Source organism: Floridaenema evergladense BLCC-F167 (assembly GCF_041929205.2).
Classification (GTDB): domain Bacteria; phylum Cyanobacteriota; class Cyanobacteriia; order Cyanobacteriales; family Aerosakkonemataceae; genus Floridanema; species Floridanema evergladense.
Genome location: NZ_CM171625.1, coordinates 3,666,111 through 3,678,290, shown reverse-complemented (window position 1 = coordinate 3,678,290; position 12,180 = coordinate 3,666,111). Strand labels below are relative to the sequence as shown.

At 39.5% G+C, this 12,180-nt stretch carries 14 protein-coding genes; 9 read left to right on the top strand and 5 right to left on the bottom strand.

Features of this window, described 5'->3' with window-relative positions:
* On the bottom strand, positions 1–1,551 hold the full coding sequence (locus ACE1CA_RS17880) for a SpoIID/LytB domain-containing protein (protein WP_459563559.1): 1,551 nt from the start codon (positions 1,549–1,551) through the stop codon (positions 1–3).
* 239 nt (positions 1,552–1,790) lie between these two features.
* Here ACE1CA_RS17880 and ACE1CA_RS17875 point away from each other — a divergent pair, with 239 nt between their 5' ends.
* The 5 genes from ACE1CA_RS17875 (at position 1,791) to ACE1CA_RS17855 (ending at position 4,038) form a co-directional block, all read left to right on the top strand.
* Positions 1,791–2,054: a ParB N-terminal domain-containing protein gene (locus ACE1CA_RS17875; RefSeq protein ID WP_486517427.1), complete on the top strand. Its 264-nt coding sequence runs from the start codon at positions 1,791–1,793 to the stop codon at positions 2,052–2,054.
* The gene (locus tag ACE1CA_RS17870) at positions 2,051–2,251 is read left to right on the top strand and encodes a hypothetical protein (protein WP_486517426.1); all 201 of its coding nucleotides are present in this window, start codon (positions 2,051–2,053) and stop codon (positions 2,249–2,251) included. The genes ACE1CA_RS17875 and ACE1CA_RS17870 overlap by 4 nt, the downstream gene beginning before the upstream one ends.
* 24 nt (positions 2,252–2,275) lie before the next feature.
* Positions 2,276–2,770: a Dps family protein gene (locus ACE1CA_RS17865; protein ID WP_413281987.1), complete on the top strand. Its 495-nt coding sequence runs from the start codon at positions 2,276–2,278 to the stop codon at positions 2,768–2,770.
* Positions 2,771–2,889: 119 nt separating this feature from the next.
* Entirely contained in the window at positions 2,890–3,543 is a 654-nt protein-coding gene (locus ACE1CA_RS17860; RefSeq protein WP_413281988.1) for a helix-turn-helix domain-containing protein, read from the top strand.
* A 147-nt stretch (positions 3,544–3,690) separates the two neighbouring features.
* Positions 3,691–4,038, top strand: coding sequence for an STAS domain-containing protein (locus ACE1CA_RS17855; protein WP_413281989.1), 348 nt, complete (start codon positions 3,691–3,693; stop codon positions 4,036–4,038).
* A 47-nt stretch (positions 4,039–4,085) separates the two neighbouring features.
* Here ACE1CA_RS17855 and ACE1CA_RS17850 read toward each other — a convergent pair whose 3' ends face one another.
* The gene (locus ACE1CA_RS17850) at positions 4,086–5,219 is read right to left on the bottom strand and encodes a PP2C family protein-serine/threonine phosphatase (RefSeq protein ID WP_413281990.1); all 1,134 of its coding nucleotides are present in this window, start codon (positions 5,217–5,219) and stop codon (positions 4,086–4,088) included.
* Between the two features lie 322 nt (positions 5,220–5,541).
* On the opposite strand from ACE1CA_RS17850, the gene ACE1CA_RS17845 reads away from it, so the two are divergent.
* Positions 5,542–5,994 (top strand): ATP-binding protein, encoded by a 453-nt coding sequence (locus ACE1CA_RS17845; RefSeq protein WP_413281991.1) that lies wholly within the window; start codon positions 5,542–5,544, stop codon positions 5,992–5,994.
* On the opposite strand, the gene ACE1CA_RS17840 is transcribed toward ACE1CA_RS17845, so the two are convergent.
* The 3 genes from ACE1CA_RS17840 to ACE1CA_RS17830 form a co-directional block, all read right to left on the bottom strand.
* Positions 5,961–6,737 carry a DUF1350 family protein gene (locus ACE1CA_RS17840; protein WP_413281992.1) on the bottom strand — a complete coding sequence of 259 codons (777 nt, stop codon included), beginning with the start codon at positions 6,735–6,737 and terminating at the stop codon, positions 5,961–5,963. The two genes, ACE1CA_RS17845 and ACE1CA_RS17840, sit on opposite strands and share 34 nt — an antisense overlap.
* Before the next feature lie 133 nt (positions 6,738–6,870).
* The gene (locus ACE1CA_RS17835) at positions 6,871–7,800 is read right to left on the bottom strand and encodes a hypothetical protein (RefSeq protein ID WP_413281993.1); all 930 of its coding nucleotides are present in this window, start codon (positions 7,798–7,800) and stop codon (positions 6,871–6,873) included.
* Positions 7,801–7,890: 90 nt separating this feature from the next.
* Positions 7,891–8,574 (bottom strand): Uma2 family endonuclease, encoded by a 684-nt coding sequence (locus ACE1CA_RS17830; RefSeq protein ID WP_413281994.1) that lies wholly within the window; start codon positions 8,572–8,574, stop codon positions 7,891–7,893.
* A gap of 563 nt (positions 8,575–9,137) precedes the next feature.
* Between ACE1CA_RS17830 and ACE1CA_RS17825 the strand changes: the two genes are divergently transcribed.
* The 3 genes from ACE1CA_RS17825 to ACE1CA_RS17815 all read left to right on the top strand — a co-directional run bounded on the left by ACE1CA_RS17825 (position 9,138) and on the right by ACE1CA_RS17815 (position 12,167).
* On the top strand, positions 9,138–9,581 hold the full coding sequence (locus tag ACE1CA_RS17825; RefSeq protein WP_413281995.1) for a hypothetical protein: 444 nt from the start codon (positions 9,138–9,140) through the stop codon (positions 9,579–9,581).
* Positions 9,582–9,713: 132 nt separating this feature from the next.
* Entirely contained in the window at positions 9,714–10,808 is a 1,095-nt protein-coding gene (locus tag ACE1CA_RS17820; protein WP_413281996.1) for a glycosyltransferase family 47 protein, read from the top strand.
* Positions 10,809–11,054: 246 nt separating this feature from the next.
* On the top strand, positions 11,055–12,167 hold the full coding sequence (locus tag ACE1CA_RS17815; protein WP_486517950.1) for an IS630 family transposase: 1,113 nt from the start codon (positions 11,055–11,057) through the stop codon (positions 12,165–12,167).
* The last annotated feature ends 13 nt before the right edge of the window (positions 12,168–12,180 follow it).

The following is a 12,180-nucleotide window of genomic DNA, read 5'->3' as shown; positions in this document are numbered from 1 at the left end:
TCATGGTTCCTGCCAAAAAACAATTGAGGAATTGAGTCGTTCTAATTGGGTACCAGGATAATAAAAATTGAGAATCCGCTGACTTGACCAACCAAGTCTAGCCAACTCCGAAGCACCCGTTTGACTTAAGCCAACTCCGTGACCAAAACCCGCACCAACAAAAGCATAGCCGATCAATTCTTGGTCTTGATTTTTCAGCGGGTCTAAGTAGAAAAAGCTGCTGCGCGGAGGTTTAAAAGCGCTACGCACTTCTTCTTTATGTAATTCGACAATACCTTTATCGGTGTAGACATTCATTTTCAAAATTCGCCCGCTTTGCGCCCGCTGCGTTACTTCCATTTTTTGAATGCTTTGGAAGTTGGCGAGGGGGTGTTTTTTCGATTCCAAGTATTTTTGCAATTGCTGGGCGATATCGGGTAGTCTACTTTCGTAACGCCAGCGAAATAACGAAACCTGTTCTTCGTTGAAACCTTGTTTTAAGCTAATAAATCGGCGCAAGTTTTGTTCTTTGGCTAAACTGTACCGCGATAAATCCCAAACATTTTTGGTGCTATCGAGTACTGATTGTAAATAAGGTCGATCGGGCCCGTTCCAAACATCATTAAAACCCGCTGTAATTCCACCTGTAGTAGAAGAATATAGTGCATCGACTAACTCATTATTGTAGATGAGGACTAAACCTTTAGTGGCTGCGATCGCGCGATCGGTATTCGCCGTTGCACCTTGCAAACCGAAATAAACTTGGCAATGAACATCAGCAGAAAGTTCATAACCATCAACCGCGAACCGTCGCAAATTCCGCAGCGCATAAGTTCTGGCAATAATCGCTTGCGCTTCTACTGCCGCACTCGGCGCATTCCCTCCAATTTCATAAGGTACGACACCCCGCAAATAAATTTCCAGCGGCACCTGATTTACTAAAGTGTAATTGCCGTAAGAATTAGGCTGAATTTTCAGCGCTCCATAGTACAATCGGGCCGAACGCTCAGTTTTACCTGAATTCACCCGCACTAAGTTTCTTTGGCTCGAAATCTCTACATTTTGGCGATTGTAACCCAACCCATTCACTGCCCAAAATACTTTCGGTACGCGATCGACAACTTTTGTATCTATGTAAGCAGTTCGCACGCCTTGAGCTTGAATAGTTTGCAGCAACAAACGCCGCACTACAGGGCCACTATAAATATCTCGTTTCGCCCAAACTTGCCAACGATTCGTCGGTTGGGCAATTTCTACCTGAATCCCGCGACTGCGCCAAGAATTTGCCGCATCTTCCGCTGTTTCAAAGTTGGGGTGATTGCTTAACACAACCCTTTCGTCTAAAATCGCTTGCGATAAAGGTTGCATGGCAATTTGTAATTGGATTTTGTCTGCTGTTAGGGTGGTGGGTTTCATGTTCCCCGCTAGAAAGCGCAGGGTTAAGCGATCGCCTTGAGTCGCCTCCAAGGTAATTTGATCCTGGGGATCTTCCCCAAATCGCTGTACGATCCCCACTTGTAGTTCCACATCATTATTGACTCCCCGCTGTTGGGTTAGTCCGGGTGTCGCCATCCCCACAACACAAGTTACGGTAACTACGACACGGCAACTGTTAATTAACCACGCCCAAGCTGTTGGCTTAGTGCGCTTCTGCATCTCTCCGACATTACAGGTGCGAGTTTTCATGGCTGTTTTGCGATCGCTCACTTCCGAATAGATTACCCGATACTTGCGGAAAACAAACTACTTGCAATTCAAACTCATAACGACTATGATTTATCTAAGAGAGAAAACAAACAGCAACAAATCCAATGGTAAGAGTACAGGAAATTGCCCTGAAAGACATACGTCGTCCTTTAATTAGGCAAACAGACCCAGCTAAAGTAGAAAATTTAATGAAATCAATCCAAGAGATCGGTCAACAAGAACCGATCGATATCTTGGAAGTAGAAGGAAAATACTACGGCTTCTCCGGCTGTCACCGCTACGAAGCCTGCCAAAAACTAGGTAAAGAAACCATTCTTTGCCGCATTCGTAAAGCACCCGCTTCAGTCTTAAAAATGCACCTAGCTTGAAGAGATGGGGAGATGGGGAGATGGGGAGATGGGGAGATGGGGAGATGGGGAGATGGGGAGATGGGGAGATGGGGAGATGGGGAGATGGGGAGATGGGGAGATGGGGAGATGGGGAGATGGGGAGAAATCTGGAGCTAGAAATTCCCCCCATCCCCCTACCTCTTCCCAATCCCCAGTCCCCAGTCCCCAGTCCCTAATCCATAAAAATAAAGGAGAAAATCATGCAAGTACAATCAAAATCCTTACCTTTAAATATCGGCATTGATGAAGAAGCCCGTCAAGAAATTGCGAACGGACTTTCGCGCCTGTTAGCTGACACCTACTCACTTTACTTAAAAACACATTACTTTCATTGGAACGTCACAGGCCCACTATTCCCCTCACTGCATACCATGTTTGAGATGCAGTACACCGAATTAGCTGCCGCAGTGGATATAATTGCTGAAAGAATCAGATCTTTGGGTGTGTTTGCGCCCGGTTCTTACAGCACCTTTGCTCAGTTAAGCTCAATTCCTGAAACTAAAGATGTACCTAGTGCAGAGGAAATGGTACGCTTGCTGGTAGAAGGTAATGAAGCCGTAGCTAAAACTGCTCGTTCTATTTATCCAGCTGCGGAACGGGGCGACGATCAATCTACTTTAGATATGTTGACCGATCGCCTGCGCGTCCACGAAAAAACAGCTTGGATGCTCCGTAGCATTCTCACTAATCAATAAACTCTGCATAATTGAGAGAAGCTTCAGGGGCAAAGGGGCAGAGGAGATAACTTAAAACTCATAACTTTCTTCCTAACTCAAAACTCAAAACTCAAAACTCAAAACTGTCCCATTCCCCAATGAATCAGTCTCCGCTTCTAGACTACACCGATCGACTGCAAGAACTAATGCAGTCGATCGGTGTTTCCAGTTTCAAAGCACTGAGTCAGAAAGCAGGTGTGTCAGAACGACAAATCAAACGAGTGCGGCGCGGTGAGGTGATGCAAATGCAAGTAGAGACGATTCTTAAGCTGAGTTCTACCTTGCAAATGCCGCTAAAAGACTTTTTAGCCGCTTTTTCGGCTTCGCAGTTCCTATTTACTGAGTCATCAGACAAATCAACAGCACTCGAACAGGAATACCAAAGATTACAAAAGCAACTCGCAGAACAGAAACTTACTTTGCAGCAGGAGTTTCAACAAAAAAGTCTGCAAACTTTGGAATCTTGGCTGATACAATGGCCTACAGCAGCTTATGCTGCTCAACAAAACCCCCAAGCGCCAGCGGTGAAATTGTTGCCGCTGTTACGCCCTGTGGAACAACTTTTGCGAGAATGGGGAGTGGAGGCGATCGCTTCCGTAGGTGCAGAACTACCATTCGATCCCCAACAGCATCAACTCATAGACGGAACAGCACAACCAGGCGATCCTGTCAAGGTAACTCATGTTGGCTACCGTCAAGGCGACAAACTTCTCTACCGCGCTAAAGTGAAGCTGATTTCTTTGACAAAGTAAAAGTTAAATAAGCACTGTTTGTGGTAAAGTCAAATGCTAGTAGTAGCAACATTAACGTTAAGCTAATACAAAAAGCGGCTAAATATTAGAAAAATTTTTAGCTGTGTTAACTCCCAAACATTCAGACAAACCTATTTTATAAGCAATATGAATTCTGATCCTCATTTTAAAATTCTACAACCCATCGGTATTTTAGACGGCGAACAAGGTACTAAATTCCGAGATGAAGTAACTGATTTGATAAAAAAGGGCACTAAAGTTGTCTTGATCGATTTTCAAGATGTGACTTTTATGGATAGTTCGGGATTAGGCTCTTTAGTAATAGCACTAAAAACAGTACGTGCTTCAAAAGCCAAGATATTTATTTGTGCGATTAACGATCAAGTTAGGATGTTATTCGATCTCACCAGTATGAATAAGGTTTTTAAAATCTTCTCCGATCGCAATGAGTTTATCAAGAATTATGATTCAATAATTTCATCAGATTCTGACTAATTCCATCAACTGTTGTGCAGTTAAATGCCGAACAGTTAGTTAGTAATTTAAAAATGAATTTCTAAGATAGATAGGTCATCATCAAACATTGGTTTGGGGTTGATCGATCGCACCGTTTGCAAGATTGACTCTAAATTAGACTGACTAGAATTGCTCGTATTAGCTAACAAATTAATAAATTCATCTAAAGACCAGAGGTTGCCATTTAGTTGATGAATTTCATAAATCCCATCGCTAAAAATATAGAGACTACTAGGAGATTCAATCTTACATATTTTATCAGTAAACATGACATCGGGAAACATTCCAATAGGCATACCAGGCGTTCTTAAAGATTGGACTTGTCTACGATTAGGGGAATTTCCTGAGATGAGAACTGCTGGTGGATGACCTGCACTGGCATAAATTAATTGTTGACTGACTTGATTGTAAACTCCGTACCAAATAGTAAAATATTTGTCATTTTGGTAGGCTAATTGGAAAGTTTGATTTAAAGCGCTTAAAACTTCACTAGGTTGATGATAATTGAGATTAGGAATGGTGCGCGATCGCAAAAGGTTTAATACAGAAATAGAAGGTAGCGTAGCTCTTAATCCATGTCCAGCTGTATCTAACAAATAAATAGCTAAAGAATCCCCATCTAGCCAAAAATAATCAAAACAATCTCCTCCCAAACGTTGAGAAGGAATAAATATAGACTGAATATTTACTGGTTTAGTTAAAGGTTCTGGTAACAGAGAACGGACATATTCGGCAGCTTCCGCCCATTCCGCTTCTAGCATTCGCTTTTGGGTTTGTAAATCGTGACTTAGTTGGTGTAGTCGTAATCCCGCCCTTACCCTAGCTTTTAATTCATTCACTTCTATTGGTTTAGAAATGAAATCATCTGCACCTGCGTCTAATCCTCTGACTCGATCCTCGATCGATCCCAAAGAAGTTAGTAAAATAAAAAACGTAGTGGAAAGTGCTTTGTCAGCTTTCACCCGCCGACAAACCTCAATTCCATCTAAACGAGGCATCATCCAATCACAAATAATTAGGGCTGGATGTAATTGCTTCGCTTGTTCTAAACCAGATTCACCATCGCTGGCTACGGTGACATCATAACCTTGTTTTTTTAGCAACCTTGTCAGGATTAACTGAACAGCAGGATCGTCATCAACTACGAGAATTTGAAACATGGACTAAGTAATGATACTATTGCCTTAATATAGAATCCTCAACCAAAGTTATCCAAAATTTGTGTCTAAGTTGGTGAGATGCAGATTTAAGATAATAGCACTAGCAGGAGTTAAACTAGTGTAAGAAGGCTACCAGGCTACCAGGCAGAAGGTAAACAAAGCTTGTACAAACTTTTTTCACCTTTATTCAACTAATGGATTATTTCTGCCTGGGTGTCCTAGAGCATTCCTTGTAATTATACATAAAATCACAAATGCAATTGGACTCTTGGCTAAGAATCAACTAAATTAGTACCTGGGAATTCTTGAAGGTAAGGGTTTGGTGAAATTGTCAACTTTAAGCAAAAGTCGCATACAACTGAAGACCGATTTAAAAGCGCTAACTGAGGTTCTGACTTGGTTCGATCGGTTATATAATTCAGGAATTCCTAGAGAAGTGTGGTTGCGCTGTCAACTTGCTTTGGCGGAAGCATTTACCAATGCAGTGCGTCATGCTCATAAAAGTAAACCTTCGGAAGTACCAATTGATATTGAAGTTACAGTTACAGAAAACTCTATAGAAATGCGAGTTTGGGATTATGGTTTTCCGTTTGATTTGAAGGAAAAACTCAAACTGATGCCGACGAATCATGAAAATGATTCTGGTGGGGGAAGGGGTTTGCGGCTATTAGAAGCAACTACAGATATTCTGAGTTATACCCGCAGTAGTGACGATCGCAATTGCTTACTAATGGTTAAACATTATGGTAATGAAGATAAGGGGTCAAGCCAATGAGAAATTACAGAATTTAATTGATTGAGTTCCCGATAAATTTCTTGCTTAAACCATTGTCCGATCGCATCAAAAGGAGTAAACACCTGTCCGGTTTGCCAATTAATATCTTGCCCTAAAGGTGTTAAGTGACTACCTTTTAAAGTTTTGGCTAAAACCAGATCGGGAAAGAGTTTTTGTAGCAATTGAGTTAAGGCTGGAGTTTGGTCGATCGTATCATCAGAAAATCTAATTAATAAATTACGTCGAATTTGGTAGCCTCTCAGGATAATATTCTTAGTTTCTAAAGGCGAAGGCGTAAATTCCACGTTAAAAGTGCTACTTAAATTGAATTGTTGGACTAGGGGAATGGCATCTTTAGCAGCATAGTTATTGAAGGAAATTAAAATGTTACCAGCCCTGTCTACGGGGAATAGGCTACCAATTAATAAGTGTAATTTGCAACCCATACTATGCCCAATCCCATAAATAGGCAGATATCCTTGGCGCAGTAATCCTCGACGGCGCAATTGTTCTAAAGTGCGATCGAAATTGAGCAGTACATCTTTAGCGATCGCCGCATGGTCTAAAGTATTGACAAAAGGTGTAGCTATTACTAGATAGCCCTGTTTGCCCAAGTATTCTAATAATAAACGATAGGTAATTTGGGGAGCAGCGGCGACAAAAGCCCCACCTAAGAAATGTACGATCGCGATCGGACGTTTGGGAATCAGCACCCAGTTACCAGAAAATTCTTGCCAGTCCATACCCAGAAAAGGTAATTAACACTTCTTTATATTAATGCTTGTTGGGTGGGATGACATTAGCGCAAACAGAGTGCGATCGGAACTTTAACCATTGTGTCCGAAGACGAAACCCATTTGGAAGACTTTGTACCTATTAACCACCAAACTTAGCTAACAGTTCCTCGCGAGATAATTGCAGCAACAATACTTTGGTAAATTCCTCTGCTGATAATTCCAACAAAGGCTGAATAATTCCCGATAATTCTTCATCCAAAACACCAAATCGCACTCGCAAAAAATTTTCTATTATGCTGCGCCGTTCTGTTCTTGCGCCTCGTTCCAAACCTTGCTGTAAACCTAGTTCTTCTCCTTCATGTACAGCTTCTTCTCGCCATTGTAAAAGTAGTGGTGACAATTCCATAACTAACTCCTGAGCTTCGCGATCGATATTTTGACTTGATTGAATGGTTGCTTTCAAATTAACTAATAATAAAAGAGCGTTTGAACGTAAAGGATGATTCGATGGAAGTGCGCCTATTTCTTTAATAGCTTGTTTTTGCACATCTCCTGTACCTAAAACCCTCAACCATAGCGTTTCCGACGTACTAGGTATCTGGTGAATTGCCACAATTCCTGTTTTGAAGTATTCTCCCAAAAAGTAAACTCCAGCAGGCCAATTACTTAGGTTTTCTTCAGCTTTAAATCCCTTTAAAATCTTAGGTGAAATAGTAGGTGAAAGAATCCACAACCAAGGTAAATTAGCTTCTTCAATATGGTTATTTTCCTGTTGGTGCTGGCGTTGTAAATTATCATGGATGTCAAATAGTTTACCTATACAACTGCGAATTTGATTGGGGTTTACAGCATTGTGGAAAGGTTCAAAGATCGATCGAGTACTTGCCAGTTGTCCCAACAATCCTAATAATTTGGCATCGTCTCTTCGTTCTGATGGGTAAGGAGTGAACCACCGATCTATTTCTCGCGCTTCCCCAAGGACATCTCGGCTAGTTTCCACTTCCCCCAGCAGGGTTAACAATTCTTTTAGGTAATCTTTAGCAAATTGCTCGTAAATAAGTCTCGTCATTTATTTTAAAAGTTAATCAGCGTTAATTTTAGTATTAACTAATTATATATGTTGTTGGGATCGATCGCTAAAAAATTCCATACCCAAACTTCAATTCAAAGAATTAGGATCGATCCCTAATTCCCGCAATTTTTGGGCCAATCTTTCCGCTTTTTGTTCCGCTTGCCAAATCCGTTCTTCAGGAGTGAGTAATTTTTGCCCCTGCTCATCATACCAATAAAGCCACTCTCTTGTTATTCCTTGATAAGTTCCCCTTTCTCTACCTATTCCTAACCCGATTTCTGATAGCCAAATTGGATTGCTCTCAGGTTGTAAAATATACTCTCCGTCCACCAATCGATACACTTCTAATGGTGCTTTGCGGCGACGTAGGGGATTATATACGACATAAAATAACACATCCAATTCCGCATAAAGTGTTTTCTTTTTCGTATATTCTCCGCGACGTTTTTGGGAAACCACTTCTAATACCATGATTGGCGGTATATGATTTTCTTCCCAAAATACGTAACTCAGGCGCAAGTTTTCATCAAAAACTCTTTCTACTCCTAAGCTAAGAAATCCATCTGGAACTACCGCAGGTGCTTCTGGGTTGTAATATATCCCCATATCAACCCCGAAAAACCAATCCATGCGGTTCGCCCAAACTAAAGCTAAGATTGCTTCTAGCAAACCAGGAATTAAATGTTGTAGTTGATTATCCACTGGTGTATCGTCAGAGTCAGGGAGTTCCTCAGAAGCGGGTAAGTAATGCAATGGGTTGTACTTTAACATGATGGAATCTGAGTGAGACGCATAATTTAATTTTAAAGTGCTTTATGGTTTAGATTTTGCTATTGTCCTAAACGAGTCTCGTCATTTACCAGAATGTTAACAACTGGAGTTTATTATTAACCCACACTTCCCAAAACATATAGAACAAATAAGTAGAGAAATTAATGCTGCTGTAAGATCCGGTGTGATGAGCCAGAATTTACAAGTTCGATCGCCCAATCTTCGGGACTATTGGCTTTAAACTCTGAAACGTGGGTTAACACACAGACTCTATACTCGTAAATTATATGAAAGTATGATATATTTTTTTGAAGGTATAATATTATCGTAATATTACTGAAAAATTATGGTATTCTAAAAAAATAGCTTAAGGGAAGCCCTTAAGTTAGCATTAACCAAATTGAGTCAATTCTGCATTGATGAAGTGGAGAGAGCTTCGATGGTCATTTAGATCTCAGTTCCTCCAGGTAGCTTCCGAAATTTTTGCTTCAAACGTAGCAAAGGAGGCTAACGCAAGGAGATCGTGTATCAAAAAATGAAACAACCTAATCAGTAATACTCCAATGCAAAATGACTCATCTTTGTCAACCCTGGATTCCCAACATCGGGAACGACACAAACGGAATCGGAAACGTTCTAAGCGACGCAGTATTTACTGCCCTATCCATGCTTGCTATCTTGATAGTGTGAGCCAAAAATATCGGCTCTTTGCCAGTCAGATTGGTGAACTTCGACAGCGTGGAATTTCTCGAAAAAATGCTTTACAGTTGATTGCTGAAAAAACAGCAGTGCAATTGCAGAATGAGTGGTTAGAAGCTTTTTGGTGTCAGCATTGCCAGGAAACCAAATGGTACTATATTCGCAAAGCAGATACTTCTTATAAGATTTCGATCGCACCTGCTGAATTATGGCAATCAGTAACAGGTGTCATCGATCCCTACGGTAATCCCTCAATTAGCGAATTTACGAAAAGACAATCTCGGATGAGAGATCCATATACAATTTGAATAAGATAAAGTTAAATCAAGACTCAGGTTCCTTCTAAGGAAAATTCGAAACCGATGAACAAATGGTATCAGCCAAAATTAGTAAATCGGGTCATCAAAAACTGAAAACTCCAAGCTTAGGAAGAAAATTTTATGTTTATTGATTTAATAAATCTACACCCTGGCACCTTAAGGGTTAATCTTTGGATATCTGAAGTTTTTAGTCATCCTATTAGAGAGTTTGATGGCTCTCTTAGAAGAGGTACATTTCCTTTATTTGTAGTTCATGGAGATATGGCAGTAGGGGTAAAAGACAGAAGCTTAAACTACAAGTTACTATCTTATTTGAGCCAGCAAGGAATAAGTTTCGGGTTGATCCATGTATATGATGAGAACTACGATCACAATATATCTAGTTACTATTTAGAGGGATGTAAAGTAATCTTTAGAAATCATTTTAGGCCGATGGGGGGAAAAACACAGCTTTTACAGAATTGTGTAAGTTCTTTTTTCTACCCATTTCAGTACGTTGGCAGACATAGAGGAATAAAATTGTTAGCTGCTACAGTTCACAACTACTGTTTCACTTACTATCATGGGTTGCGATTTATGAAAAGGCAATATTTGCCAGTTTTACCTATTGGTAAAGTATTACCCTTGCCATTGGGATATACAGATAAATTCGGAAGAGTTAAGCAACCAAATACTTGTACAGTAGTTGAGCGAAAATATAAGTGGAGTTTTTGTGGTAACACCAATAATGCCGATAGAAAAATAATGCTTAAAACTTTAAGAAGTTGTGAACCTAATTTAATTTATGAGTACCAGGGCTTTATGAGTAAAGAAAGCTTTTCAGGGGAAGATTACTGGAGAATACTTAATCAGTCTATTTTCATTCCTTGCCCGAGGGGTAATGTCAGCGCTGACACTCACCGTTTATTTGAGGCACTTGAAGCAGGTGCAATTCCTATCATCTTAAGGTCTTATCCATTTCAGCCATACGATTACTACACAAAAATATTTTCCGCGCATCCAATACCAGCTTTTTCTTCTTGGATAGAAGTAAAGCATTTTCTGGACAATTCAACTATTGAATCGGCGGAGAAGTTATCTGCAACTATTCGTCAGTGGTATGCCGATTTTAAATTAAAATTTCAACAAAAAATAAGATCAACTCTTTTAGCAATAGCTAAAAAAAATTTACTTATCAACAACATTGACGAACTTGAAAAACATAATATAAATTAAATAAGCGTAGAGCATCCCTTAAATTAAGCAACTTTATTTCTATATGGTTAATATGTTCCATAAATTTGAGATAAAAAGTTCAGGATTAGATACTGATAATATTCATCTATCTAAGACTTCAGAGTTAAGAATATAAAGAAAAATATCTAAAAAAAGCAGCTAAATAAAAAAATTACTGACCTATAAGCTGTTAATCATTTAAATAGGGTAAAATGGAAAAGTCAACCGAGCAAAATGAGTCAGGAAATGCCAGCAAAGAATCATCTGAGCTTAGAACAAGTAGAGAAGCTACAAAAAGCCCTAAAAGAAGAAGAAAATGGAAACATTAGAGAAAGAATTCTGATGTTACTGTTGCTAAATGATGGAAAAACTCAAGCTAAAATAGCGGAATTTCTGGGCTGTTCAATAAATAAAGTATCTTATTGGTGCGTACATGGAGATCCAGATAATCTAGAAAGCCTAGTCGATGAAAGGATGAAGGGTAATCATCAAAAAGCTACAGATAAATATAGAGAAATATTATTAGAGACAGTAGATAAAGAACCCAAAGAATTAGGATACGAATTTGGCAGATGGACGGCACAAAGGTTAGCAACATATTTAGCAGAAACGACAGGAATAAAATTAAGTGGGTCGCAAGTTAGGAGAATATTAGAGCAAAAAAAGTTCGTTTACCTCTGGGCGAAGTACAGCTTAGAGGGAAAGCGAGAGCCGGAAAAAAGAAAAGAATTTAAAAAGAAGATAACCGAATATTTAAAAATAGAAAAAGAGAATCCAGAACGTTTACAAGTATGGTTTTGGGACGAAAGCGGTTTTAGTTTAAGCGTGATAAAAAGAAAGAATTGGTGTAAAAAAGGTAGCCGAAAAGAGGTGAGAGGAGATCGAAGAAAGGGTCGGATTAATGTAATGGGAGGGCTGAGGTATTCCGACAAGAAAAGGTTTGTGGAATTTCTGGATAAAAGCAATTCAGAAAGTTTTTATCAAGTGCTAAAACTGTTTTATCAAGAATTGATTGGTGAATGGGTAGCTGCTGGCAATGAAGCCGATGAATTTGCTGAAAAAGGAGCCAAAATAGTGATAATTCTCGACAATGCTAGTTTTCATAAAAAGGCAGAATATCTCCAGAAAGTTGCCGCTGAAATGCCCAATATTCATTTAGAGTTTCTCCCGAAATATAGCCCGGATTATAACTTAATTGAATTAGTTTGGCATTCAACAAAAGAATTTATTGCTAATCGACTATTTAAATCAATCGAAGAATTAGAATATTTATTACATCAACTTTTAAATGAAGGACAGTTAATTATTAAATGGGAGCGAAAACTTAAAAATAAAGGTAATGCTCTTATCCCTGTTTAAATGCTTAACAGCT